This is a genomic window from Pseudoalteromonas sp. SR44-5, from assembly GCF_014163675.1.
GTDB classification, from domain to species: Bacteria; Pseudomonadota; Gammaproteobacteria; order Enterobacterales; family Alteromonadaceae; genus Pseudoalteromonas; species Pseudoalteromonas rhizosphaerae.
The window spans coordinates 23,959-50,004 of record NZ_JACJDT010000036.1; the positions used below are offsets into that span (position 1 = coordinate 23,959).

Sequence of the window (26,046 nt, forward strand, 5' to 3'; positions counted from 1 at the left end):
CGTGTATTAGTCCAGAACATTCCATAACCAAACTAATGTGTTTGCGCTACACTGGGTAATGTTAATATTGCAAGGTTGTTAACTAGTCGCATCGCTATAAACATTTCATACGTTATATGCTAGTTTGAGGTATTCAAGAATAATAAATACATTTGGCTATGGATCAACAAACTATCTCTCCAACTATTAGTGTCCTCAGTAATAACAGCATATTGCTTGATGCCACTGCCCTAAACGATGACAGTCTGAGCATTCAAAAAAAAATCTGGGCACTAGTGCAACAATGCAACACCAGCGACGCCTTTATAGATGTAGTACCCGCAATGAACTCGCTGACAGTTTATTTAATAGACCCTACTTCGCTTGCTCACTGGCAAGCTCAGTTAGCACTTTGGTGGGCAAATATAAATCCGCACTACTATCAGGGTAAGCATCATAAAATTATTACCCAATACGGTGGTGACTATGGCCCAGATCTAGACTATGTAGCTGAGTATCACAATTTATCGCCACAACAAGTAATTGATATACATAGCCAAGGGCATTATCAAGTATTGTTTTTAGGCTTTCAGCCAGGCTTTGCATATTTGCACGGTCTGAATAGTCAATTACATACTCCGCGCAGAGCACAGCCGCGAACTCGAGTGCCCAAAGGTTCGGTTGCCATTGGCGCTAATCAAACCGCGATTTACCCAGCTGATTCGCCCGGTGGTTGGCATATTATCGGCCACAGTGATTTTGCATTATTTGACAGTGAAAATACTCCACCATGCGCAATACAACCAGGCGATACGCTGCAATTTATTACTAAGGAGTCGGTATTATGATCACCGTAATAAAGCCCGGAATGCAAATGACGATTCAAGATCTCGGCCGTCATGGCTATCGTCATTTAGGAATTGCCCAATCTGGTGCGCTTGACCCTTATGCAATGATCATTGCCAATCGTTTAGTGGGCAATGATGATAATCAAAGTGTTATTGAGATCACTTTAGGCTTAGCGCAATTACAGTTTCAATGTGCCACTGTTATTGCGCTGCATGGCGCTGATATGCAAGCAAAGCTTGATGGAGTAAGTATTTATCCCGGCTGGAGTTATCCAGTAGAGCAAGGACAAACACTGACATTTGCCACAGCTCGGCAAGGTTTTCGCAGCTACCTCGCAATTAAAGGCGGCATTGATTGTCATGCAGTGATGAATTCAACAGCCACCGATATTGCAGCAGGTTTTGGTGGCCTAACGGGCGCGCCTTTACAAGCCAATGATCAAGTCCCAATCACGCCATTTGATGGCAATTGGCCGCAACGTGGTGCGATTGCCCCCGCTAAGCGCAGTGTGATCCGCGTCCATTCAGGCCCACATCAACAATTACTATCACAACAATTTAGTGATTTTTTTGCCCAGACGAAATGGCAAGTCAGTCCGCAAAGTAATCGTATGGGAGTAAGGCTCAGTACTGAGCATAATCAATTAATGCATACACATTCATTGCCTTCTTTAGCTGTTAGCCCGGGCTCTATCCAACTAACACCCAGTGGTGAGCCTATCGTATTGCTAAATGATGGCCAAACAACCGGAGGATACCCGCTACTTGGTACTATAATAAGTGCGGATCAACACCAATTTGCACAACTTAAACCTGGTGACTTTGTAATATTTGAATTCGTCAACCTAGCAGCTGCAAATACTGCGCAGCGAAAACTTGACGCTCACCTACAACAATTGACTATTGCACTAAAAAACTTGAGCATCAGATAACCAATCACTAAATAAAAGCTCAGCTTAATAAATAATAATAAACACAGCACAGTGTAGGAACTATGATGTTTGATCTTAATTATTGGCCATTAATTGGCATTCCAGTGGTTGTGCTAGGATTTGCCTTGCGCTTTAACCCACTGATTGTAGTAACCGTTGCTGGCCTTGCAACTGGTTGGGCGGTAAATTTAGATATCCTCACCCTTTTGCAAACCTTTGGCGAGAAGTTTATGAACTCTCGTCAACTGGCCAGCTTTATTCTTATTTTACCCGTTATCGCACTGCTAGAGCGCTATGGTTTACAACAGCATGCGAAAAACTGGATTGCACAAATTCAAAGTGCCACCAGCGCACGTATATTAGCCCTGTATTTTATCGTTCGAGAATGCTCAGCAGCCCTTGGGTTATTAAGCCTTGGCGGTCAAGCACAAACTGTTCGTCCATTATTAGCCCCCATGGCATTAGGTGCCGCGACCAATAAACACGGTGAGCTGCCAAAACCCATAAAAGACATGATCAGCGCCCATGCAGCTGCCGTTGATAATATTGCGATGTTCTTTGGAGAAGACATTTTCATTGCTTTTGGTGCTGTACTATTGATGGATGCCTTCTTAAAGGAAAACGGCATTGCCGGTATTGAACCGCTGCATATTGGTTTATGGGCTATTCCGACCGCCATTGCCGCACTCATTATTCATTTATTTAGATTATCTCGTTTAGAAGCAAAAATAGCTCTGGCTGTTGCTCACTACAAACAGCAGGAAGTGTGATGAGTAAAGTACTAACAACCGATGTAACTAACTCAAACGCTACAATTATCACCATTGAGAACATTTATTTATTAATTGGTCTCGTTGTGATGTTTTTAGTTGTTCGAACGCTGCAAGACAAAAACCATCCAAAAAGGCTCACCACAGCATTATTTTGGTTGTTATTTGGTAGCAGTTTTTTATTTGGTGATGTATCTATTGCCTTGTTCGGCAAAGCCAACACTTATTTATGGGTTGGTGTGAGCGTAGTATTAATTGCCCTATTAGCGGGTTTAAACCTAGTAAGCATGGGCAGTTATCAACCACTCACTGAGCAGCAACAAACACAATCGGCCTCTCGCCTAGGCAATAAATTATTTGTTCCCGCATTAATGATACTCGTGATCACGGTATTACTGACTGTTTCTTTTGATGGTATCGCAATTGGTGATTATTACTTACTTGATCAACGTCATTTAACTCTCGCATCGCTCACTATAGCGTGTGTGTCTGCGCTACTTATTGGCTGGAAAATTACTGGGGGAAATCCGATTGAAGCTGTCACTGAATCACGTCGGCTGCTAGATTCTATCGGTTGGGCAGCAATACTGCCACAAATGCTAGCAATGCTTGGTGGCGTGTTTATTGTGGCGCAAACAGGAGACTCAATTAAAGAGTTGGTTACTTTATTTATAGCGCCAGAGAATCGTTTTATGCTGGTGGTGCTGTATTGTGTTGGCATGGCGTTATTTACCATGGTGATGGGAAATGCGTTTGCTGCATTTCCGGTAATGACTGCGGGTATTGCTATGCCTTTTTTAATCGAAGGTCATGGCGCCAGCGCCGCACCACTGGTAGCAATTGGGATGTACAGTGGTTACTGTGGAACGTTAATGACGCCAATGGCAGCAAACTTTAATATCATTCCAGCGGCATTACTCGACCTAAAAGACAAATACCATGTTATAAAGGTGCAAATACCTACTGCGCTGGCCTTATTAACGGTCAATATTATTTTAATGTATATGGTGGTTTTTAATGACTAAACTGACATCAAGCATGCCCTGCGTATTGATAACTGGGTTTGCACCATTTGGCGGCGAATCGCTCAATCCGTCGTGGCAAGCGGTAAGCAAACTCGACGAACATTTAATCGCTAAGCACCGAGTAATAGCCCTTGAGCTACCGTGTGAGTTTAATACCTCATTAGAGGTGCTTTATAAAGCCATAGAGCAGCATCATCCGGTTCTAGTATTATGTATCGGCCAAGCCGGTGGCCGCAGTGAAATAAGCATAGAGCGTATCGCGATTAATATTGATGATGCCCGAATTAAAGACAACGCAGGAAAGCAACCCATTGATCACCCCGTCGTCAATAATGCCCCTGCTGCTTATTTTGCACAATTACCTATCAAACGCATGTTATTAGCACTGCAACAAAGTGAGATCCCAGCCGCCATTTCTAATACAGCGGGTACATATGTGTGTAATCACGTTATGTATGGTCTATTACATCATATCAATGAGCATGAACCACACATCAAAGGGGGCTTTGTACATATCCCTTATTTACCAAGCCAAGCTGTGCACCATAATGGCGCACCGAGTATGAGCGAAGAAACCGTGCTAAGCGCGTTAAAAGTAATGATCAACGAAGCTATTGTTGCAAAACAAGATGTAAAAGTCGCGGCTGGCACCACCCACTGACCAATTTGGTGCATCAGCGGCCATGCTGGTGCATAAATTATTCTGAAAATATTGTAAAAGCTATGTGACTTAGTTAATTATTTCTGTTAAAACAAACGTGAATGGTTAGGTATTATGACCTAACTAACACACATGATAGGAATGAGGAGTTACTATGTGTTCAATTTTTGGTGTATTAGATATAAAGTCTGATCCCGCTCCATTGCGTACGCAAGCAATTGAAATGTCAAAATTATTACGTCACCGCGGACCTGATTGGTCTGGTGTATATTCATCAGATAAAGCGATTTTAGTGCATGAACGTTTAGCCATTGTTGGTGTCTCAAGCGGTGCACAGCCTTTATACAACCCTGAAAAAACTCATATTCTAGCGGTTAATGGCGAAATTTATAATCACAAAGAACTTGCCGCTAACCTTGAAACCGATTTCACTTTTCAAACTCAATCAGATTGTGAAGTTATCTTAGCGTTATACAAACAGAAAGGGCCTGAATTTTTAGATGATCTGAACGGTATTTTTGCTTTTTGTTTATATGACGAAGAACAAGACGCTTATTTAATTGGCCGTGATCATATTGGTATTATTCCACTTTATACAGGCCACGATGAGCACGGTAACTTTTATGTTGCCTCAGAGCTAAAAGCACTTTCACCAATCTGTAAGCATATTGAAGAATTTCCTCCTGGACATTTTTTATGGAGTAAAGATGGTCAATTGCGCCCATATTATGCCCGTGATTGGCAAAGCTTCGATGCAGTTAAAGATAACAGCGCAAAAGCCGAAGACGTCAAAGATGCACTTGAAGCCGCCGTTAAACGTCAGCTAATGTGTGACGTACCTTATGGCGTGTTGTTGTCAGGTGGTTTAGATTCATCCGTTATTTCAGCTATTACCCAACGTTTTGCAGCAAAACGTATTGAAGATAATGATGAAAGCGATGCATGGTGGCCTAAGCTGCACTCTTTCTCGGTTGGCCTTGAGGGCTCCCCAGATCTAGCGGCTGCACAAAAAGTAGCTGATATGATAGGAACTGTTCATCACCCGATTATATTTACGATTCAAGAAGGGATTGATGCCCTACGTGAAGTTATTTATCACATTGAAACCTACGATGTAACTACGATCCGTGCTTCTACTCCGATGTACTTAATGGCTCGCCAAATCAAAGCGATGGGTATTAAAATGGTGCTCTCTGGTGAAGGCGCTGATGAGCTATTTGGTGGTTACTTGTACTTTCATAAAGCACCAAATGCACAAGAGTTTCATGAAGAATTAAACCGTAAAGTATCTAAACTGCACATGTTTGATTGCTTACGCGCAAATAAATCAATGGCGGCATGGGGTGTAGAAGCCCGCGTTCCCTTCCTTGATAAAGAGTTTGTTGATGTTGCTATGCGTATCAACCCTGAAGCTAAAATGTGTAAAGATGGCAAAATTGAAAAGCATATTTTACGTGAAGGCTTTGACGGCTACTTACCTGATGAAGTGTTATGGCGTCAAAAAGAGCAGTTTTCGGATGGTGTAGGCTACAGCTGGATTGATACATTAAAAGAGTTTGTAAACGAGCAAGTAACCGATCAAGAGCTTGAAAACGCAAAATTTAAATACCCTATTAACACACCTGATTCAAAAGAAGCGTATTACTACCGTACTATTTTTGAATCTCACTTCCCAGGTGATGCAGCCGCTAAATGTGTACCACACGGTAAGTCAGTCGCCTGTTCAACGCCTGAAGCGTTATTATGGGATGCATCATTTCAAAATAATGCCGATCCATCAGGTCGTGCCGCAGGTATTCATAACGACGCCTATGCACAAAAGAAATAATAAGCCTAGTCGCTTATTAAATCTGGCAATAACTCACAGACTGCACAAAGCCCCGCGCTTTGTGCAGTCTTTTGCTATTGAGCAAGTTTTTAACGATACAGCGAGACGCTGTAAAGGTTCGTCTGCGTTAATTGTTATTTATAAAACAGGGTTAACAACTCGACTAATGCAGCGCATTGCAAAAAACACCGCTCAGCCCGCCACCGTATTTTTAAATCAAGCCAATATCAAAAAAAATCGATGCCCTATTCGTTGGTTTAATCACAGCCATGAGATCAGCCGCTGTGGTCATGGGACACTCGCCGCTGCACTGTTTTTAAAAAAATGGCAAGGGTTTAGCCCAAACACTTTTTATACAAATACAGGGGAAGTATTTAAAATCAGAATACATCAACGCGCACTGCAACTACAATTAGCCACCATTGATAGCACCGAGGTACAAACAGAGGTTCTGCTGCAACAAGCCATTCCTACCTCAATAGTGCAAAGCTATAAAACAGCAAAAATTAACGGCTACAGTACTGTGATGATTAACAGTGATCAGCCTTTAAAAACACTCGCGATAAATACAGCACAATTACAATACTACCCAAATGCAGTGATTGTATTGCAACAACGCCAAACAGCTAATCAAACCACACAGTGGCATTTTCGATATTTTGCTCCTTATTATGGCGTTGATGAAGATAGCGCTACAGGTTCAGCCATCAGCATTATTGCCCCCATAATCAAACAATACACTGAACAAACACATGGCCAGCTTTTCCAAGATTCTGTTTTCGGAGCAACCATTAATTACCGTTTAAAAGATAACAGCGTCATTATCAGTTAAGCCACTAAATTTGACGGTGTATTTTCCAAGCCCTGCATAGTCAATTTCAGTATCAACATCAGTGTCTAACTCAATAACACCACAATATGAGCCTGTTATGAGAATTTGGCCAGCAGCGAGCGTGATCCCACACTTAGCCAGATAATTTACTGCCCAATAGATTGGTGTTTGTGCCAGACCACATGGATGCTTGCCAAGATAGCTATGACACTGATTATTTTGTGTTATCGCGATAGTAATATGTGCCGCATCATAAGCTGCTTGCTTATTAATTTTAGGACCAAGTAACACCCCTTGGTTACTTAAACCATCCGCTAACTTTGCAAAGTGATTTGCTTGATACGCTGTAGAGAAACGGTTTTGGATCAGCTCAAGTGCCATATGCGTGTCACTCACCGCGTGGTCAATTTCAGCTTCGCTATAGCTGGCCTGCTTTGGCATATTTTGCGCAAACACAAAAGCAATTTCAGGCTCTATCCGTGCCTTGTTTTGTTCAGTATATAATGTGCAGATTTGTGCAAATGATTGCGGCGGCTTTAATATTGGAGCCAAAATAATCGCACCGTTATCAAGTGGTAATAGGCATTTCCAACCAAATACTTGGCCCTTGTTTAATGCAATCATCAATTGTTGAACAGCTAAACTATCTTCAGTGCTTGTTAATGCTAATTGTGGCGGTAAATCTGATTGTGGCGCTGCACTTGTGCGTTGTGCAAATAAATGTGCTGCAATCGTTTTTAATTTAGTAGAACTGTCCACACTAACCTCTTCGTAATAAGGTTTTATAATGGCTACACCAGCAGCCGTAGGTTTAATGTAGTATTTATACTATTAAAAAATCAATTTGCGCAGCATTTTTAGCTAAGTACAGTTAAATAATAAATTATGGACTGTGCATTGTTTAAATTGGCCTTAATAAACACAATGCAAAATACCCCTGCTCGTCTTGCCACGTTTGCTCTAAACGTAATCCAGCTTGGGCGCTAAGTTCAGTAAATGCCTGTAGTGCGTATTTATGGGAGTTTTCTGTATGGATACTCTCACCTTGAGAAAAGCTAAATGATTCGCCATTGACGGTGACTGTTTGATCACAGTTACTGATCAAATGCATTTCAATACGGCTTAGTTTTTCATTAAACCGTGATTGGTGATTAAACTGGCTAAGATCAAAATCAGCATTTAACTCAGCATTAATACGCTGGAGCAAGTTTTTATTAAATGCCGCGGTCACGCCTTGTTTATCGTCATAAGCATCAAGTAATACTTGACGGTCTTTGAGCAAATCAATGCCAATCAATACATAACCGTTAATACCACATAACCGATGGAAATTTTTCATGATCTCAATGGCTTTTAGCGGTGAAAAATTGCCTATTGTTGAGCCTGGAAAATACACGAGGTTCGTTTGGCTATCCAATTGTGTTTCACGGCTTAACTGCTTTACCATTTGGCTATGAGTAAAATCCCCCAACAACGGCGAAATAGCTAACTCAGGAAATAATGGAGATAAATGAGCCAATGAGTAATTAAGCATTTCATTAGAGATCTCAAATGGCACAAAACTTTTCACATTCACTAAGTGCGCTAACAAATAAGCAATTTTTTTACCCGAGCCACAGCCCGGCTCTATGATTGATAAGTTATCAGGAAGCAACTTGGCAATTGCTTGGCTGTGCTTGGTTAAAATGCTCAGCTCTGTGCGTGTCACGTAGTACTCATCAAGCTCAGTGATCTGCTCAAACAAAGCGGCCCCGTTATCATCATAAAAATATTTACAGGGTAGATTCTTTTGTTGCTGTGACAGTCCCGCAATAACATCGTTTAAAAAGCGGTTATCAATGTCGGTTGTCATTAATGTTGTTACTTGGCTCATGCTCAATCCTTAGCGAGTCTAATACCACTGCGCATCCACGCTTGGTGTGGATAATAGAAATTGCGATAAGTTAGTCTTAAATGATTTTGTGGGGTAAGTTTACAGCCACCGCGCAGTACCATTTGGTTCGCCATAAATTTACCATTGTATTCCCCTGCCACGCCTGCTATTGGCTTAAAGCCTGGGTACGGTAAATAGGCACTGTTTGTCCACTGCCAACAGTTGTCGGTCAGCTGGGTGATAGTTTGTGCCGCATTACTGTTAGCCACGCTTTCCCATTCAAATTCGGTTGGGAGGCGAGCTTGTGAGTAATGTGCAAAAGCGTTTGCTTCGTAAAAGGTAACATGGCTTAGCGGCTCATTTAGCGCCAAAGGCTGTAATCCAGCTAATGTAAATTCAAACCACTCATTATTTACTTTATGCCAATAGAGTGGCGCAGTTTGCCGAGCATTATTTATCTGCGCCCAACCGTCACTGAGCCAATGCTCTGGGTTTTGGTAACCACCATCTTGTATAAACGCTAAATACTCACCATTGGTAGTTAGCCGATTAGCAAATTTAAATGGCTGAATAAGCACTTGATGAGTTGGCCGTTCATTGTCGTAGCTAAACGTTTGCTCAGTTGCACCAATATTTGCAGTATGCTTTGAGAATGCCACAAAGCTAAGAGGACTGGCTTGCGTAACAGGATTTTCTATACGGTTGTTGTTAGTGTCACAATAAGCAGGAAACAACGGATTAACTGAAAAGTTATATTGAATGTCCATCAGCATTAGTTCTTGGTGCTGTTGTTCATGGTTAAGTCCTAATTCAATAACTTGCTTAATTGACTCGCTGCACGGTGCACTCAGTAATCCAATCACCGCCCGGCTACATATTCTCTATAAGTAATCACGTCATCTAAACTAGGCCGCGATAAACTCCCTCTGCAGGCACGCTTAAATTGTTCACCTATACCGTTATAATATGAGTTAAATAAAGTTTTAAAGTTAGGATTAAATACTGTGTAGTGAGAGCTATGTACAATTAGTAAAAAAGTTTCGAAGAACCACGTTGTGTGCGCAAGGTGCCATTTACTTGGACTTACATCAGCCATAGCTTGTAATTGGCAATCTTCTACTGATAACGAGTTTATTAACGTCACGCTTTGGTGTCGAACACGCTGGTAGTACTGAGCTAATTGATGCTCATCAGCTGTATTTTTAGTGTTCTCTTTGCCATGGTTACTCATAGTAATGACTAAATTCCTTATCGCAACTGATCAATGATATAGCTCACCTAATGTTAAATCATATTCATATTACGCTTTCATTACTGCGACTATAAAACGTCAATCTCGTGCAACTGCCTTTTACAACTACAAAAATAATAGTTCAATTAACCACAAAAAACAGCCGCGATTACTTTAACAACCAAACTAATTTTTGACCTTTTGCGAATTATGTACTTTTATATAAAAACATAAAAATGGTTACATTGGCCATATAAGCCGCTATTTAACTACAAAATCATTTACATTTGGTATTTAACTCATACACTAGTAGCTGTATGATCATCATTTAAATTAGTTAGTCTTCAAATAAATTAAAGTATCAATTATTACCTAACCTGAACTTTGCTTAAAAGATTTACTTACATAGTGATTTATTATCCGAAGCTTCAAGTTACTTAGACTAATTAAATTAGGTATGTTGCTGGTAACAAGCAGCTTGTTAGGACAACAAAAGAGGTATTGCATGAGCGAAAATCATGACAAATATAGTATCGACAATACGGATTACACCGTAGGTCAGGATAACGTGCAAAAATGGGGATTTGATATACACAACCCTGTTTTTGGCATCAGCGCGGGCCTGATTGTCATCTTTTTAATCGCCATTCTCGCTACCGATCCACAAACTGCAAAAGCAGCACTTGATGGTGTGAAACTCGATATAATTAATAATTTTGATGCCTTGTTTATGTGGGCTGCAAACTTCTTCGTTATTTTTTGTTTAGCACTGATTGTTTCTCCTTACGGAAAGATCCGTTTAGGAGGCAGTGATGCTAAGCCTTCATATACTCGTGTTTCATGGCTCGCTATGTTATTCGCTGCAGGCATGGGTATTGGCTTAATGTTTTGGGGGGTAGCTGAACCGGTTGCATATTTTACTGGTTGGTATGAAACACCACTGAATATAACAGCCAACACCCCAGAAGCTGCAAAACTGGCAATGGGGGCAACTATGTTCCATTGGGGCCTGCACCCTTGGGCTATTTATGCTGTAGTTGGCTTATCACTATCATTCTTTACATATAACAAAGGTTTACCACTGTCTATCCGGTCAATTTTTTACCCTATATTGGGCGATAAAGCATGGGGCTGGCCTGGTCATATCATTGATATTTTAGCAGTACTGGCAACTTTATTTGGCTTGGCAACATCATTGGGGTTAGGCGCTCAGCAAGCGTCTGCGGGGATAAACCACGTGTTTGGTCTCGAAGGTGGCATTGGCTCACAAATACTCGTTATTGTTGGCGTTACCCTACTGGCTATTATTTCTGTTGTGCGTGGTATCGATGGCGGTGTAAAACTCCTTAGTAATATCAACATGCTAATTGCTTTTGCCCTTTTGGTATTTGTTTGCTTAGTTGGCTTTGCTGTTGCGATGGGTAATATTCCTACCACCTTTATGGGTTATGTAGAAAATATCATTCCATTAAGTAATCCACATGGCCGTGAAGACGAAACATGGATGCATGGCTGGACTGTATTTTACTGGGCTTGGTGGATTTCGTGGTCACCGTTTGTAGGCATGTTTATCGCTCGCGTATCACGTGGTCGTACTATCCGTGAATTTTTGATTGCGGTATTACTTATTCCAACATTGGTTACAGTTTTATGGATGTCAATTTACGGCGGTATTGCAATTGATCAAGTAGTCAATGGTGTTGGCGCACTTGGTTTAAATGGTTTAACCGATGTCCCTATGGCTATGTTTCAAATGCTAGATGAATTACCTATGTCTAATATTTTGTCTGTAATTGCTGTGCTATTAGTTTTAGTGTTTTTTATCACTTCATCTGATTCAGGGTCATTAGTAATAGACTCCATCACTGCTGGCGGGAAAATTGATGCGCCAGTACCACAACGCATATTTTGGGCATCTATTGAAGGTGCTATCGCAGCCGCGCTACTGTGGATTGGTGGTACACAAGCAATCGAAGCACTGCAAGCAGGTGCGGTCTCTACCGGCTTACCATTTACAATCGTCTTGCTGTTTATGTGTTTAAGCCTTATTTTAGGTCTGAGAACTGAGCCGTTACCGGCTAAATAAACGCTATATAAAACCACAAACGCCGCAAATTTGCGGCGTTTTTTTATTTAAGCTTGTTAGCCAAAGTTCAGGTTAAGAAATTTTTAACTCCATAATTGCGAGATCGGTGTATCTTCTCGGTAATGGTGACTCAATTGTGCTTGTAACAGTTCAGCCGTTGCTAAAGCGTCAGTTAAAGCGTTATGGTTTTTATACACAGGTAACGAATAGCGCTGGCGACAATCACCTAATCTAAGCGATCCTAACTTAGAATTAAATAACCAACCTAGCAAACCCTGCCTTGCTTTTAAGGCTTTTCGTTCAATTTCCATGGTATCAACCAAAGCAAAGTTGATCCCCTCGTTAAGCCTAAGTAACAGTGCAGTATTTAAGAAGTGCCGCTCAATCGCGCCATAGTGTACAACAACCACTTTACCACTGAGTGCTTGCAATAATGGCTCAATAATATGATTAAAATCCGGGGCATCGTCAATTTCTGAATGCGTTATGCCATGTATTACAATGGATCCCTCGTTGAAATTACGCCTAGGGCGCACCACCCAATGGCGACTATCTTTGCAATATATACGCTGTAAATTAAAAGGAATTAAACCAACGCTGACAATATCATCACTGGTGCTATCTAAACCGGTTGTTTCAAAGTCCATTGCAACAAATGGCACATCTTTAATTGCTGCGAATTTATCGCTAAAAGCAGCTCCATAAAAACGTTTGATAGTGTCATTTTGAGCGCCGCTTAATAAATTTTTATAGCGTGTTGCCCAGTCAATCATTGCTTGCTTTTTGAAAGCCATAAATTACTTCACCCCAGAGTTTGCTGAGTAACTAAATTTCAAATAGCTTTGTGCTTTTTCTAAAATTGTAAAAGCTTCTTTTAAGTTACGCTGCTCAAAAGGCGATAATAAATGAGGGTCTAAATCGTTGTCGGGTTCTTCCCCTTGTTCAATTTGCCATGCTTGGTGACGGATCCGCATCATGGCAATATATTCTAGCGCATCTCGCAAATCTTGTGCTTTGCCTTGCGGTAGGAGCTTGGCTTCAATAATATCTTCTAAGCGTTCGAACGAGTTTTGCTTACGTGATCCAACCGCCAATGCGTGAACACGAATAACATCTGAAAGCGGCGCTGTGCCTCTGCGCTTTAAATTCATAGAACGTTTATGCTGACCGTTGTGCTCCATAACAAAGCCTTTAAAAAACCCCAATGGTGGGGTTCTGTTGCGAGCATTTGCAGCCATATTAGCTAAAAATACGCGATTAACTTTGCTTTGTTTGGCAATAAATATTTTAAGCTCATCGGCCCATTTGGTTTTACCCCACACCCCGTCTAAATCAAAAAATATGGAGCTATTTAGTAAGGCTTGCGGTTTAGGCAGCTCTATCCACTGAGCAAATTGCTCAAACCATTGTGCACGTGTTTTTCGCCATTTTTTAAATGACGCCATTATTTCGCCATCACAATAGGTATAACCGCATTGAGCTAAACCATCACAAACAAAATCGGCAATATTTTGAAAATACGTATCATGAAGTTCATCATCATAATCATCATCTAGAATGAGCGCGTTATCTTGATCAGTAACAATGAGTTGCTCATCCCGCGCCATTGAACCTAATGCGATAAAACAGTATGCAACCGGCGGCGGCCCATACTTTTCTTCGGCTAATACCAGTAACCTTTGTTTAAAAGTGCGGCCAATCACAGCCATTGCCGTGCCAATCATATGCGAGTTTGCATCTTCATTTACCATTCGTACAAACACATTCGGCAGCTGGCGTGCATAGTGTGTTAAATCTTCAATTGATTGCTGCGCAAGTATTCCACGTACCAATAGCAAGCTGCTTTGTGATTCATAGCGTAAAATATCAGAAAGGGAAATAACCCCAATTGGACGGCGTTTTTGCACCACCGGTAAGTGATGTAAGTTATCACGTAGCATCGCAAGTACAGCTTCGAAAACATAGGCATTGGCATCTAATAAAACCAAGTTTGTAGACATTATTGTATGCGCGGGTGTGTCAAATGCCAGCCCATGAGCAATGACTTTGGTACGTAAATCTTTGTCTGTGATAATACCAACAACTTGACCATCATCTTCCTCTGGGTCGTCGTTAATAGGTTTGGTACTGTCAGTAACTAAAACCGATGACACCGATTCATCAGTCATAAGCTGGGCAACTTGTTGCACCGTTGAATCAGTATTAACTGTCACCACATCACGGTGGATCAGCGATTTTACTTTTGCTGTGGTTAAATCATTACCATCGGCTTGTTCAACAATTGCCTGATGTAAACGCACATTACCATCCGTTTCAAAATAGTCAGCAAATGAATCAAATTCGTCGCAATAGCGGTTAAATAGTTCAACATTAATGCAATACACTAGCGTATCTTCAAGTGCTTTAGCTGGAAAGCGCACCTTGCGATTCATCAGTAAACCCATCTGCCCAAATATACCGGCAGTGGTTAAACGATTATCCAGTTCCCCATTACGTCGATACATTTCAACAGAGCCGCTTCTGATCACATAAAGATCAGCGATATCTTGACCAAATAATAAAATATCGGTGTGCGCTCTAAAGTAAGCGACTTCAACCTGTTGCGCGAGCTCATTGATTGCTTTACTCGGTAGGCTGTCAAAAGGCGGGTGTTGTGCTAAAAACTGCGCGATTTCTACTTGTTCGGCTTGCATAAAAAAAACCTGTTGGGGATAGCTTTCCCAAGTGTGAGCCTAATTAACTTATTTTTCAAAGATAAATAGTTAATTAGGCTATTTTAATTGTGATTTACTCTACCTTATCAAGCTCCTGCGCAAGTTGCTTACTTTCATCACCACGAGGGGTAGTAAAGCGCGCTAAGCCCAAGTAAATTACCGGTGTTAAGTACAACGTAAATAGCACCGCTAAAGACAAGCCACCAAACACGACCCAGCCAATGGCATTGCGAGCCTCAGCCCCTGCCCCGGTTGATAATATCAGCGGCAGTGCACCTAGTAAGGTTGATATCAAGGTCATAGTAATTGGTCTTAAACGTACTAATGCTGCTTGCTCTACAGCTTTACGAACAGTTAAACCTTGGTCGCGCAATTGGTCAGCAAATTCAACTAACAAAATCGCGTTTTTCGCGATTAAACCGATTAACATCACCAAACCTATTTGCGAGTAAATATTTAACGAAGTACCAGTTAAATACAGTGCTAAAATTGCTGATGTAATACCAAACGGTACCGTTACCATCACCACCACAGCACTATTAACATTTTCAAACTGTGCGGCTAATACTAAAAATACGATTAAAAATGCCAGTATGTAAGTGATAAATACTTCATTAGAAGTTTCTTCAAAGGTTAAAGCTTCACCTTTAAATGCCAAGCTAATGCCACTTGGTAGCGTTTGCTCTGAAATATCACGTAATTGCGATACTAGCTGTGCAATACTCATGTCCGCCGGCAGTTCCATATCAAGCTCGATAGCACGACGCTGTGCGTGGCGTTCAAGCTCGGCGGCAACACCTTCTTCTGTAATGGTTGCAACGCTACTCAGTGGTACTAACTGACCGTTATTTGCACTGATATATAAATTAGCGAGATCACTGGGATCTTTAATGGTTTGATTTTGTGCTTGCAGAATAATCGGTACCGATTGGTCACCAATATTTAAATCTGCAATATCATCGCCATTTATCGCAGCACGCAAGGTGATTGATATATCACTCAGTGACACTCCTAATTCCTCTGCACGACGTCTATCAATATTAACGCGCAATTGCGGCTGTGATGGCTGATATGAAATACGCACGTTGTCAATCGACGGGATAGTCTGCTCAACCTGGGCAGCAAAATCTTGTGCGGCCTTATAAATCTGCAGGTAATCTTGCCCTAATAGTGCCAGCTCAATACCGCCACCTTGACCGCGTAAATTTAAACTATTTGACCCAGACGGATAACCTGCCGCCCCAGGAATATTACCCAGCGGACCGCGAATTTTATTAATGATCTCTTGCTGTGAAAAATGACGCTCATCCCAGTGTTTTAAAGGCACGGTAATAAACACAATATTTGGATCCCACTGCCCTACAACAGTATAAATAGATTCAATTTCGCCGCTTTGCACATACGGCAGCAAAATATCTTCCATTTGCATTGCTTGACGGTCCATAAAATTCAAACCAACACCGTCAGGGCCCCGAGCAAAGATACGTATTTTTCCGCGATCTTCTGAAGGCAGTAATTCATTATCTAAATTGAGATACAAAGCACCCGAACCCGCAGCGACTAATATACTAGCTATAAACGTAAGCCATGCATGATCAAGCACCCAATGAATGGTTTTAGTATAAATATTAGCAAGCCAATGACCTATTTTAGCAAATGGGTGTTTACCACCTTGTTTGAGTTTTAGCTTTGAGGTGAGCGCTGGCACTAGTGAAAGCGCAACAAAGCTTGAAATGATCACCGCTCCCGCAAGTACCCCACCAAACTCCCTAAATAATCGCCCTGCTGTTGAGGGTAAAAAAGCGATAGGAACAAATACCGCCGCTAACACCGCTGTCGTTGCGACAACAGCAAAAAACACTTCTCGCGTGCCAATTACCGCAGCAGCACGGCGGCCAAGGCCTAAACCGCGTTGACGTTGAATGTTTTCGCTGACAACAATCGCATCATCAACAATCAACCCCGTTGCTAACACTAATGCCAGCAAAGTAAGTATATTGATTGAAAAACCCAGTGCCCATATCAACGCTAATGAACCAACCAAGGCAACAGGAATTGCAAATGCAGGCACTAAAGTCGCGCGCCAAGAGCCAATAAATACCCATAATGTAATGATCACCAGCAGCACAGTTAACACCAGTGAGTAAATCACCTCATCAACGGAGCTCCTGATAAATTGGGCATCATCAGAAGTTAAAGTAAATTTCAGCTCAGGAAAACGCGTTTGCATTTTTGCTAATAAACTTAATACTTCGTCAGATATTTCAATGGTATTTGACTGTGCTTGACGTATAACTTCCATGCCAATCACTGGCTGGCCGTTTAAGCGCACCATAGAGCGAGGATCCGCAGGACCAAAATACACCGCCGCAATATCACCAATACGCGTACCATCACGAATAATAATATCGGCCACTTGCTCAGCGGTAATTGAGGTTGCATCTGCGCGCACTATAATTTGTTGGTCCGTCGATTTCAAACTACCGGCAGGTACGTCAAATGGCGCTTGGCGCAGTACTTGGGCTACATCAGGAACGGTTAAATTAAAACTGGTTAATTTAAGTGGATCAAGACGCACCCGCAAAACACGTTTTCGGTCACCATTTAAACGTACATCGGCCACACCTGGAATGGTTAAAAACTGCGGTGCTAAATCAACCTCAACCAGTTCAGTCAACGCTTCAAGGGCTATGGTATCGCTTGATACGGTTAGCGATACCACCGCCTCAGCATCATTATCAGCCTTGATAATAGAAACGCGCTCAACTTCTTCTGGCAACTCCCGTTGTACACGTGCTACCGACTCACGGGTTTCATTCGCAGCATCATCAAGGTCAACACCAGCACGAAACTCAACAACAATCCGTGCATTGCCTTCTTCACTTTGTGCGCGAATAGTTTTTACACCACTTACGCGGGCTACCGCCCCTTCAAGTTTACTGGTTACTTCGGTATCAACAGTCTCTGGAGAGCCCCCAGGAAATGAAGCCGACACCGTGATCCTTGGCGTATCAACATCAGGCAGTTCACGAACTTCAACCCCAGCAATGGCTGCAATACCCGCAATAATGATCAGTAAATTAAGTACTACAATAAGCACTGGGCGGCGAATGGCCATTGAAGGGAGATCTTGCATCATAGGTTGTTGTTTCATACCTACTCCTGCGCTGCTGCAAGCGGCTTGATATAATTAAGCTCTTGCGCTGGGCGTAAACGTTGTACGCCTTCAACTACCAAAATATCGCCTTCGTTTAAATGCCCAGATACGAGCAAACGACCCGCTAAACGTTGCTGGATTTTAACATCAACTCGAGTTGCCTTTTGCTCAACACTTTTCCATACATAGGGGCCGGTTGCCCCCCATAAAAGCGCAGCTTCAGGCACTGCAGCTAAACTCTGCCCTAATACCTCAATATGTACTCTAAAACTCATACCCGGTAAAAATTGTGCTTGTGCATTATCCAGTTTTGCTTTGACACGCAGCGTACGTGTTTGTGGATCAATGCGTGAGTCAAGATAAGCGACTTGCGCATTTATCGCATCGCTTCCTTGCCACGGCATCACAGTCACGTTACCGCTAGTTCTGAGCATTGAAATAGCTGACTCTGGTGCATTAAAATTAATGTATAACGAACGAGTATCATCAATACTGGCGATGGCTGTTTGTGTGGTAATTCGATCGCCAACTTCGACATCCGTTAACCCCATGGTGCCACTAAAAGGCGCTCGTACTTGGCGATCTTCTAATTCGGTTTCGGCTTTAGTCACCGCAACCTTAGCTAACTCATACACAGTTTTTGCATCATCTAGATCGCTTTTTGGCACCGCGCCTTTAGCATGACTTTGCTGTAAACGTGTTTGTATTCGTTCACTATCTGCAAGCTTTATTTTCGCTTCATTAAGCGCCGCTTTTTGTCTGCGCGAATCTAGCTCTAACAAAATAGTACCTGCGGTTACCTGATCACCGGGTTTAAAATGCACAGCCGTCACTTTATCCCCCACTGCAGGATAGAGGATAACAGAGCGAATCGCTTCAGCATTACCAACCGCTTGAACTTGCTCTTTTGCACGTTCCATCGCAACAGGTTCAACAATTACATTAGCAGCAAATGCCGATGGCATTACCGCTGAACAAGTAATAAAAACACTGACTAAAAGAACTCGTAATTTCAAAAAGATCACCTAATTAATTATTATTTCCATTATGGTACGCAGTGTAACAGTGTTTTGATCAATAAAAAGTCTAGTTCGATTAACTGTCAAAACAATACGTTGAAATACCTTTATAGGGGAAAGTAACTATAGCCGTGTATTTAATACTAAGAGGCTAACTAGCTATAAAGACCCTATACATAAACAGCCTAATTGGTCAGAATAAGGTATTGTCTTAAATTTACTCATAATGATAGTTTGAGCTTTTAGAACTAAAAATTGTTGAATTTACGGATTAATAAACCCTGAAAGTGGTCCAAAATATCTAATTTATTGCTAAGTACTTTTGAGTAAGTGGGCAAACAGGTATAGTATGCAACAATAGTTTTTATTAGGGTCCCCCCTGCTAGTTTATATTTAAAAGGACAATTATGTTTAAGCAAAAATTTACCGATATACATGGTATTACACACCAAGAAGCCGTATTTTTGGTCAACCTGATCAACATTAGTGAACAGCTTTCTAAACAACTACAATTCGATCACAGCGGAGAAGTTAGCGTTGAGTCTTACGAACATGGCAATGTTGAATTTTCAGCCGTTTATTGGACATCAGCAAAAGCTAAAGAGGACGGTTGTGAGCCGCTGATTTTTATGTATAAAAAAGATGTGTACACACTAGAGCAATGCACTATTGCTGTAGATAACGCTAAAGACATGACACCTGAACAGCTCACCAATGCCGCCGAAGCGCATTTAAAAACATTAATCTAAAGTTGGCATGTATACATGGTGATTTAATAAAAACATCACCGTGTTAACACGCTTATTTAGAACTTAAGATGACACCTATCACAATTATTTACCTAAAACAGGTTTTCACCACATAAAAATGCACGACGCACGCAGCGAAAAACGCAATGCTAATAACCGGATCTGAATACTAAATCAATAAAGTTGCTGTTGCTCGAATCATAAAATACTAATAGCTTAATCACTGATGTAATAACTGTGCTTAAAGCTATGATTTTTAAAAATTTGTGCCTGTCCCATTGTTACAGATTAACACTTACCTGCTAGTATAAAAATTTATATTATTGAAGCCTGATTTCAATCAAGGCGTTAAATAACATCTCTTTGTCTGCTCGTGTTAAATATCGAGAATTTAGTGTGCGTTCAAAAACTTTAAATTCTTGCTGTGAAAAAACGCCTCCATGACGTAAATACTGTGTAAGTTCAATATTGATGTCTTTCCCTAGCTTTATCAGTGCAGGACGGATAACAGTATCTAAATTTCTAGGCTCTTTATCTGTTGGCTTACTAAGCAAGTCAGCGCGGTATCTGTATTGTATAGCCTTAGCCGCAGATATTTGGGCACGAAAAAACGCGAGGACACTTTCTTTGTTTAAGCCTTGTTTTTCTGCTGACAAACTTGCATTGTTAATAACAATTAGCTCACGCTCTTTATCTTCAATGGCTTGGTTATTATTACTCTTATAAAGCGCAACATCTTCCATGTAACTCAAGCGCAAGTTTATTGTTGAAAAAAGCTCTTGTGCTGTACTTGCAGCAAAAGAATTAGTTGAAAGCAGCATAGCTGCAAAGATTGAGATGATTCGAAACATAATATCTTACCTTATGAATGGAGACTGTTATCGTGCAATAAAAACCTAATGATTAAAATTTATTCAATCTTGGTTACCTTAAAAAAGCCCCAGACAACGCTGAGGCTTTATAAAACGATAGTAATAGCTCTACTAAATTACTTTTTACGCTGTGCGTCTTTTTGCGCTTTTTTAGCTTCTTTACGCTTTTGTAAAACGGCTTGTGCTTCGTTGCCAATATGGCCTTCGCCACGAGCTTGCGCTAATTCAATTTGCTTTTGACGCTCAGCAAATCGTTCACGTTGTTCGTCGGTAACATCATCAATACAATGATGACACGAGACACCTTCCATGTACTCTGGTTTGAGTTTTTCTTCTTCAGTGATTGGCATACGACACGCATGACATTGATCGTAAGAGCCTTTTTGCAAGTCGTGATCGACTGCTACGCGATTATCAAATACAAAGCACTCACCTTCCCACATGGTTTCTTCTTTTGGCACTTCTTCTAGGTATTTTAAAATACCGCCTTCAAGATGGTACACATCTTCAAAACCTTGCTCTTTCATGTAAGCAGTTGATTTTTCACAGCGAATACCACCTGTACAAAACATAGCTACTTTTTTATGTTTGCTCGGATCGAGGTTTTCTTTCGCCCACTGCGGAAACTCGCGGAATGTTTTAGTATTTGGGTCTACTGCGTTTTGAAAAGTACCAATTTCGATTTCATAATCGTTACGGGTATCAACTAAAATAACCTCTGGATCTGAGATCAATGCATTCCAATCTTGTGGTTTTACATAACTGCCAACCACTTTCAGCGGATCAATCCCTTCAACACCCATTGTGACGATTTCTTTTTTTAGTTTTACCTTAGTACGGTAAAACGGGCATTCATCATCAAATGATTCTTTGCTAACAATGTTATCAAGGTTTGGTTGGCTGTCTAACCAGCTTAAAAGGTTGTCAATGCCTTCACGCTTGGCAGAAACTGTACCGTTGATACCTTCTGCGGCAATTAGTAAAGTACCACGTACTTCATTGGCTTCCATCACATCTAACAATGGTTGGCGTAGGGCTTCGTATTCAGGTAAAGAAACAAACTTATAAAGTGCACATACAACAAAGTGCTCGCTGGTTACATTGTCTTTATGGACAGCAGTCATGGTGATTCCTATTTTGCTTTAGCCGTTATTGGCGGTAACCGAATCGTAAATCCGGCGCATAATACATATTGAGGGCGCGTATTTTACGCTTTTTCTAATTAAATGCAAAAAAAGCAGTGATAATTGGCTTTTTACTGTTAGCCGCACTCGGGACTGCGCTATAATAGCGAAATTATTTATACCCAAACAAATTGCTCATTTTGGAGAAACACACTTTGCATTTTACTGATCTTGGGATTGATACTCGCCTTGAAACACAATTAGCGCATCAAGGGATCACCCAGCCCACTGATATTCAGGCCCATGCAGTGCCCACCGCACTGGCAGGCCATGACATTTTCGCCCAGTCTAAAACTGGGTCGGGCAAAACCTTGGCATTTTTATTACCTGCTGTTCAACGGGTTATGAAACAAAAGGCGCTCAGTAAACGTGATCCTCGTGTGCTTATTGTGGCGCCTACTCGTGAACTGGCGACCCAAGTATTTACCCAACTTCGCCTGCTAATTGCAGGTACTAATATTAAAGCGGTGAAAATATTAGGCGGTGAAAACTTTAATGATCAAATTAAAGCACTGCGTAACGACCCGCAATTTGTTATTGCTACACCGGGTCGTTTAGCCGATCACTTAACTCAGCGTTCATTACAACTAAGTGGCCTTGAGTTACTTATTTTTGATGAAGCTGACCGTATTTTAGATTTAGGTTTTACTGCACAGTTAAAGATGATCAACGAGCAAGCAGATCATCGCCTGCGCCAAACATTATTGTTTTCAGCGACACTGGATCATGCACAAGTCGATGCGTTATCACGTAATTTACTGAAAAAGCCAAAACAAATTACCCTTAGTGCGGCTAACGAACAACATTCAGATATTAAACAAAGCTTATATTTAGCTGATCATCTTGATCATAAAGAAGCGCTGCTTGAGCATTTTTTAAAGCAAGACGAGGTCGGGCAATGCATTATATTTACAGCGACTCGTACTGATACCAGCCGTTTAAGCGAATCACTTAATGCTAAAGGTTTTAAAGCCCAAGCATTAGCAGGTGATTTAGCCCAAAATAAACGTTTAGATATCATGGACGGCTTTAGCCGTGAAAACTTTAAAATTTTAATAACCACCGATGTTGCCTCTCGTGGTCTTGATTTACTGAGCGTAACTCATGTAATCAATTTTGATTTACCTAAACACGCTGAAGAGTATGTGCATCGTATTGGTCGTACTGGTCGAGCTGGCTTTAAAGGTACCGCTATTTCACTGGTCGGTCCTAAAGATTGGTTAAGCTATAAAGCAATTAAATCATTCTTAAATGATGAACTTGAGTTTCATACCGTTGCAGGGTTAAAAGGTAAGTTTAAAGGTTTACGCGAACCAAAACCTGATGCAACATGGGCTAAAGCACAAGAAAATGTAAAGCCTAAAGTAAAAGCTGTGACTAAACGCAAAGCAAAGCCTAAAAAGCCACAAGCGCCAATCAAAGCCCCTCTTAATATTGATGGTGATGCACCAATGCGCCGTCGTAAAAAGCCAGAACAGGAATAATTATGAGTTACCTTGGAACCACCCAAACCCTATTCGTTAACGAAGTAAGTAACGAAGGCGCGTACCTTGATGGTCATGATCTGGGTGAAGTTTTTTTACCAAGCAGTGAAATTAAACATGAGCTAGAAGCTGGCGACAGTGTCAGCGTCTTTATCTTTTTAGATAATGCTAATCTCGCCACTGCAACAACTAAAAAGCCGTTAGCTCAAGTAGGTGAATACGCCCTACTTCGTGTTAAAGAAATCAACAGCATTGGCGCTTTTTTAGATTGGGGGCTTGATAAAGATGTACTGGCACCGTTCAACGAACAAAAGCCAAGAATGCAAGAAGGCTATTCTTATTTAGTACGTTTGTATTTAGATAACGCCAGTGGCCGTATTTGTGCATCAAATAACTTTAATCGTTTTATCAATAAAACGGAGCCTGAGTACGCCCCGCTGCAAGAAGTACAATTAATTGTCGCTGGCAAAACCGATATTGGCTATAAAGTATTAATAGAAGAAGCACATTACGGCGTTATATTTTACAACATGGTGTTTAAAAACATGTTTGTTGGCCAACGCTTAACTGGATTTATTCAAAAAGTACGTGAAGACGGAAAAATTGACGTTATTCTTGAAAAACCAGGTATGGCTAAAGTAAGTGACTTGGGTGAGAAAATAATGGATAGATTAAAATCCGAAGGCGGTGTTATTGCTTTAGGTGATAAATCGGATCCTGAGACAATTAAAAAAGTTTTCTCAACCAGTAAAGCAAATTATAAAAAAGCCATTGGTGGTTTGTTTAAGCAAGGGTTAATTGATATTGAAGCTAAGGCTATTAGGCTTAAGTAAGCGGTCAGCGGTCAGCGGTCAGCGGTCAATTTAAAATGATATAGAAAAGAGTAAAGTGAAAGCTTTGCTCTTTTTTGTTTTTATAAGCTTCAATGGCAACTATGAGCGTGAACCGGACACAGAAAAAGTTAAATTTATTCCTACTTCTTTAAGTAGGAACCTAATTTTGTCCGATAACATTATTAAACGCCGTTTTGGTGTGTTATAAACCACCAAAATGGTGTTCAATAAGCTGTTAAGCATTCTGTTCGACTTCTTATGTGTTTGGTAAAGTAGATTATTTAAAATGAAAAAAATATGCACTCATTGTTTCAAAAATCATGGTCTTCATAATACTGCAATGAGTGTTTCTAGTTGCAGAAAAAAGGAATATTGTGAACGGTGCTCAAATTATGGCTACGATTTAAGTAAAAGCGAAATAGAAGAAATAATGTCTTCTTTTTTCGTTGTTGGTTCTATTCCTCCAGAAATTGGTGGGCCGGCTCCAGTATATCAATATAATAAAAACGAGTACCCAAGTGAAGTTAGATTTCTAACAGAGCTAGATGATGACCTGAAAATATTAAGTGATAATTTAGGGGTTGGATTATTTCACTACGGTCCGCCATTATGGCGTCTTGGGTACACAGAAGACTATCAGTCTCTTGTTATTGATGATGTTCAGGGTGCTGAGCGTAAAGCTATTTTTAGTAAAATAATCAATCGTTGTACTGAAGAGATTTTTGATCGTGATAATGTCATTTTTCGTGTTAGGACGGCTTCTAAATTACCACCTGCACTTCCTGAACAATTTGATACACCACCGATAGATAAAATGACCGAGGGAAGGTTTAACTCAAAATCTTTTCCTATATTTTATGGTGCAAGTGATATAGAAACATGTCTTCATGAAACAAGAGCAACCCTTTCAGATCACATCATGATGGCTAAGTTTATAACTTTAAAGCCACTGAAACTTTTAAATTTCACTAAAACTGATGAGTCGATAGCTGGTAATGAATTTGAACGTATTGATATTTTATTACAAAAATTGGCTTTCGGAGGCGTTGATGAATATGTTTTATGTCAAGAGTTGGCTTTAGAAATAAAAAATAGAGGATTCGATGGTCTTATCTCTCAAAGCTATTTTGGCCAAGCACATAAAAAGAAGTTATACAACATATCATTGTTTGGTTATCCTGTGAAAGATAATAAGATAGGTTTGATTTCAACAAATAGAATAAAAATAAAGTCAGTTGAATATGAGTTTACTTACGGGCCTATTAACAATAATAGCAAGCCTATTGATAAGGAAAAAGTGATGTGCCTATATAAATGCTTAATCGGGTAGCCAGAGGTCTCTAACCTCCAGCCCCCACACCACCCGTCATGCGGGTCCGCAATGGGCGGTTCATCTCCCGTAATGAATATTGATCCAAATATCTCTCAATGCCGCTAAATAGTCATTGTCGCCAGTAGCACATCCTTATCCTACGGCAGATCCAATGGTCTAAATCCACAGTTAAGCTGATAAGTGTTGGCTATTAGGTAGTAGTATCCCAGCTGATACGACCCCAAAAAGGTGGCCGTTAGATCACATGACTTCGCTATCTTGTGCTAGCTCGTCTCCAGCCTACGCCTCATATGATGTTTTTTTTCATCAGCTCGCACTTACATTTATAAAGAATGCTAGCGGCTTCCTCCAGACTATCTCTCGCGATTTAGCCCTTGCCATTCGCGAGTGTCTATCGTTTAATAACAGTATGTTATTTAAACGGTGATCTTCCTACAGAGGACTTTCACCTCATAAGACAATGCCCATGTCGGGCATACTGGAACTTAAACAGTTGGTTAGGTTCCGCTTAATGCGGCGATACGTAAATATGGAGTACGTGTGAAACATCTACTATTTTTATCTTTATCACTAATCTTAGCTGGTTGCGGAGTTACAGGTACAGCAAGTAAAACTGAGTTTCCATTGTTAACAAAC

The 26,046-nt window shown here is 40.9% G+C and carries 22 protein-coding genes; 12 read left to right on the forward strand and 10 right to left on the reverse strand.

Annotated features, from left to right (window positions below):
* Nucleotides 1-158 precede the first annotated feature (158 nt).
* The 7 genes from pxpB (at nt 159) to H5154_RS16665 (ending at nt 6,875) form a co-directional block, all read left to right on the forward strand.
* Nucleotides 159-827 (forward strand): 5-oxoprolinase subunit PxpB, encoded by a 669-nt coding sequence (pxpB, locus tag H5154_RS16635; RefSeq protein ID WP_182719003.1) that lies wholly within the window; start codon nt 159-161, stop codon nt 825-827.
* Complete coding sequence (locus H5154_RS16640) at nt 824-1,759, forward strand: biotin-dependent carboxyltransferase family protein (protein WP_149982470.1); 936 nt, start codon at nt 824-826, stop codon at nt 1,757-1,759. The genes pxpB and H5154_RS16640 overlap by 4 nt, the downstream gene beginning before the upstream one ends.
* 65 nt (nt 1,760-1,824) lie before the next feature.
* The gene (locus H5154_RS16645; RefSeq protein ID WP_145233413.1) at nt 1,825-2,529 is read left to right on the forward strand and encodes a DUF969 domain-containing protein; all 705 of its coding nucleotides are present in this window, start codon (nt 1,825-1,827) and stop codon (nt 2,527-2,529) included.
* Nucleotides 2,529-3,554: a DUF979 domain-containing protein gene (locus H5154_RS16650; protein ID WP_182719004.1), complete on the forward strand. Its 1,026-nt coding sequence runs from the start codon at nt 2,529-2,531 to the stop codon at nt 3,552-3,554. Before H5154_RS16645 ends, H5154_RS16650 begins: the two co-directional genes overlap by 1 nt.
* Nucleotides 3,547-4,215, forward strand: a complete 669-nt coding sequence (pcp, locus tag H5154_RS16655; RefSeq protein WP_220491294.1) for a pyroglutamyl-peptidase I — start codon at nt 3,547-3,549, stop codon at nt 4,213-4,215. Before H5154_RS16650 ends, pcp begins: the two co-directional genes overlap by 8 nt.
* Nucleotides 4,216-4,369: 154 nt before the next feature.
* Nucleotides 4,370-6,043, forward strand: a complete 1,674-nt coding sequence (gene asnB / locus H5154_RS16660; RefSeq protein WP_182719005.1) for an asparagine synthase B — start codon at nt 4,370-4,372, stop codon at nt 6,041-6,043.
* Complete coding sequence (locus tag H5154_RS16665; protein ID WP_182719006.1) at nt 6,027-6,875, forward strand: PhzF family phenazine biosynthesis protein; 849 nt, start codon at nt 6,027-6,029, stop codon at nt 6,873-6,875. The genes asnB and H5154_RS16665 overlap by 17 nt, the downstream gene beginning before the upstream one ends.
* Here the strand turns inward: H5154_RS16665 and H5154_RS16670 are convergent.
* From H5154_RS16670 to H5154_RS23755, 4 genes are all read right to left on the reverse strand, one after another.
* Complete coding sequence (locus tag H5154_RS16670; protein WP_220491295.1) at nt 6,846-7,634, reverse strand: 2-keto-4-pentenoate hydratase; 789 nt, start codon at nt 7,632-7,634, stop codon at nt 6,846-6,848. The two genes, H5154_RS16665 and H5154_RS16670, sit on opposite strands and share 30 nt — an antisense overlap.
* 142 nt (nt 7,635-7,776) lie before the next feature.
* Nucleotides 7,777-8,748: an L-histidine N(alpha)-methyltransferase gene (egtD, locus tag H5154_RS16675; protein WP_145233249.1), complete on the reverse strand. Its 972-nt coding sequence runs from the start codon at nt 8,746-8,748 to the stop codon at nt 7,777-7,779.
* Between the two features lie 2 nt (nt 8,749-8,750).
* Nucleotides 8,751-9,611, reverse strand: a complete 861-nt coding sequence (egtB, locus tag H5154_RS16680) for an ergothioneine biosynthesis protein EgtB (protein ID WP_310736622.1) — start codon at nt 9,609-9,611, stop codon at nt 8,751-8,753.
* Nucleotides 9,608-9,979, reverse strand: a complete 372-nt coding sequence (locus H5154_RS23755) for a DinB family protein (protein ID WP_259398537.1) — start codon at nt 9,977-9,979, stop codon at nt 9,608-9,610. Before H5154_RS23755 ends, egtB begins: the two co-directional genes overlap by 4 nt.
* A gap of 505 nt (nt 9,980-10,484) precedes the next feature.
* On the opposite strand from H5154_RS23755, the gene H5154_RS16685 reads away from it, so the two are divergent.
* Nucleotides 10,485-12,065 carry a BCCT family transporter gene (locus tag H5154_RS16685; protein WP_182719007.1) on the forward strand — a complete coding sequence of 527 codons (1,581 nt, stop codon included), beginning with the start codon at nt 10,485-10,487 and terminating at the stop codon, nt 12,063-12,065.
* Between the two features lie 83 nt (nt 12,066-12,148).
* Here the strand turns inward: H5154_RS16685 and H5154_RS16690 are convergent, their stop codons facing one another.
* The 4 genes from H5154_RS16690 to H5154_RS16705 form a co-directional block, all read right to left on the reverse strand.
* Nucleotides 12,149-12,859, reverse strand: a complete 711-nt coding sequence (locus H5154_RS16690; RefSeq protein ID WP_145233243.1) for a 3'-5' exonuclease — start codon at nt 12,857-12,859, stop codon at nt 12,149-12,151.
* A 3-nt stretch (nt 12,860-12,862) separates the two neighbouring features.
* Nucleotides 12,863-14,758, reverse strand: coding sequence for a DUF294 nucleotidyltransferase-like domain-containing protein (locus H5154_RS16695; protein ID WP_182719008.1), 1,896 nt, complete (start codon nt 14,756-14,758; stop codon nt 12,863-12,865).
* A gap of 94 nt (nt 14,759-14,852) precedes the next feature.
* Nucleotides 14,853-17,933, reverse strand: a complete 3,081-nt coding sequence (locus H5154_RS16700) for an efflux RND transporter permease subunit (RefSeq protein ID WP_182719009.1) — start codon at nt 17,931-17,933, stop codon at nt 14,853-14,855.
* A gap of 2 nt (nt 17,934-17,935) precedes the next feature.
* Nucleotides 17,936-18,952: an efflux RND transporter periplasmic adaptor subunit gene (locus H5154_RS16705; protein WP_182719010.1), complete on the reverse strand. Its 1,017-nt coding sequence runs from the start codon at nt 18,950-18,952 to the stop codon at nt 17,936-17,938.
* A gap of 410 nt (nt 18,953-19,362) precedes the next feature.
* On the opposite strand from H5154_RS16705, the gene H5154_RS16710 reads away from it, so the two are divergent.
* Entirely contained in the window at nt 19,363-19,704 is a 342-nt protein-coding gene (locus H5154_RS16710; RefSeq protein ID WP_149982479.1) for a hypothetical protein, read from the forward strand.
* Nucleotides 19,705-20,024: 320 nt separating this feature from the next.
* On the opposite strand, the gene aroQ is transcribed toward H5154_RS16710, so the two are convergent.
* A complete protein-coding gene (gene aroQ, locus H5154_RS16715) occupies nt 20,025-20,555 on the reverse strand; it encodes a gamma subclass chorismate mutase AroQ (RefSeq protein ID WP_149982480.1) in 531 nt (176 codons plus the stop codon).
* 137 nt (nt 20,556-20,692) lie between these two features.
* Nucleotides 20,693-21,700, reverse strand: coding sequence for a rhodanese-related sulfurtransferase (locus H5154_RS16720; RefSeq protein WP_149982481.1), 1,008 nt, complete (start codon nt 21,698-21,700; stop codon nt 20,693-20,695).
* Between the two features lie 215 nt (nt 21,701-21,915).
* Between H5154_RS16720 and H5154_RS16725 the strand changes: the two genes are divergently transcribed.
* The 3 genes from H5154_RS16725 to H5154_RS16735 all read left to right on the forward strand — a co-directional run bounded on the left by H5154_RS16725 (nt 21,916) and on the right by H5154_RS16735 (nt 25,407).
* On the forward strand, nt 21,916-23,244 hold the full coding sequence (locus H5154_RS16725) for a DEAD/DEAH box helicase (RefSeq protein WP_145233234.1): 1,329 nt from the start codon (nt 21,916-21,918) through the stop codon (nt 23,242-23,244).
* Between the two features lie 2 nt (nt 23,245-23,246).
* A complete protein-coding gene (locus tag H5154_RS16730; RefSeq protein ID WP_182719011.1) occupies nt 23,247-24,077 on the forward strand; it encodes a S1 RNA-binding domain-containing protein in 831 nt (276 codons plus the stop codon).
* 286 nt (nt 24,078-24,363) lie between these two features.
* Complete coding sequence (locus H5154_RS16735; protein WP_182719012.1) at nt 24,364-25,407, forward strand: RES family NAD+ phosphorylase; 1,044 nt, start codon at nt 24,364-24,366, stop codon at nt 25,405-25,407.
* Nucleotides 25,408-26,046 lie beyond the last annotated feature (639 nt).

Bases quoted from the DNA above. Each gene is read 5' to 3' on its own strand.
- asnB (WP_182719005.1), top strand. From the start codon at position 4,370: ATGTGTTCAATTTTTGGTGTATTAGATATAAAGTCTGATCCCGCTCCA.
- H5154_RS16695 (WP_182719008.1), bottom strand. From the start codon at position 14,758: ATGCAAGCCGAACAAGTAGAAATCGCGCAGTTTTTAGCACAACACCCG.
- H5154_RS23755 (WP_259398537.1), bottom strand. From the start codon at position 9,979: ATGAGTAACCATGGCAAAGAGAACACTAAAAATACAGCTGATGAGCAT.
- aroQ (WP_149982480.1), bottom strand. From the start codon at position 20,555: ATGTTTCGAATCATCTCAATCTTTGCAGCTATGCTGCTTTCAACTAAT.
- H5154_RS16665 (WP_182719006.1), top strand. From the start codon at position 6,027: ATGCACAAAAGAAATAATAAGCCTAGTCGCTTATTAAATCTGGCAATA.
- H5154_RS16640 (WP_149982470.1), top strand. From the start codon at position 824: ATGATCACCGTAATAAAGCCCGGAATGCAAATGACGATTCAAGATCTC.
- H5154_RS16735 (WP_182719012.1), top strand. From the start codon at position 24,364: ATGAAAAAAATATGCACTCATTGTTTCAAAAATCATGGTCTTCATAAT.
- H5154_RS16650 (WP_182719004.1), top strand. From the start codon at position 2,529: ATGAGTAAAGTACTAACAACCGATGTAACTAACTCAAACGCTACAATT.
- H5154_RS16730 (WP_182719011.1), top strand. From the start codon at position 23,247: ATGAGTTACCTTGGAACCACCCAAACCCTATTCGTTAACGAAGTAAGT.
- egtD (WP_145233249.1), bottom strand. From the start codon at position 8,748: ATGAGCCAAGTAACAACATTAATGACAACCGACATTGATAACCGCTTT.
- H5154_RS16710 (WP_149982479.1), top strand. From the start codon at position 19,363: ATGTTTAAGCAAAAATTTACCGATATACATGGTATTACACACCAAGAA.
- H5154_RS16690 (WP_145233243.1), bottom strand. From the start codon at position 12,859: ATGGCTTTCAAAAAGCAAGCAATGATTGACTGGGCAACACGCTATAAA.
- pcp (WP_220491294.1), top strand. From the start codon at position 3,547: ATGACTAAACTGACATCAAGCATGCCCTGCGTATTGATAACTGGGTTT.
- H5154_RS16645 (WP_145233413.1), top strand. From the start codon at position 1,825: ATGTTTGATCTTAATTATTGGCCATTAATTGGCATTCCAGTGGTTGTG.
- pxpB (WP_182719003.1), top strand. From the start codon at position 159: ATGGATCAACAAACTATCTCTCCAACTATTAGTGTCCTCAGTAATAAC.
- H5154_RS16700 (WP_182719009.1), bottom strand. From the start codon at position 17,933: ATGAAACAACAACCTATGATGCAAGATCTCCCTTCAATGGCCATTCGC.
- H5154_RS16685 (WP_182719007.1), top strand. From the start codon at position 10,485: ATGAGCGAAAATCATGACAAATATAGTATCGACAATACGGATTACACC.
- H5154_RS16720 (WP_149982481.1), bottom strand. From the start codon at position 21,700: ATGACTGCTGTCCATAAAGACAATGTAACCAGCGAGCACTTTGTTGTA.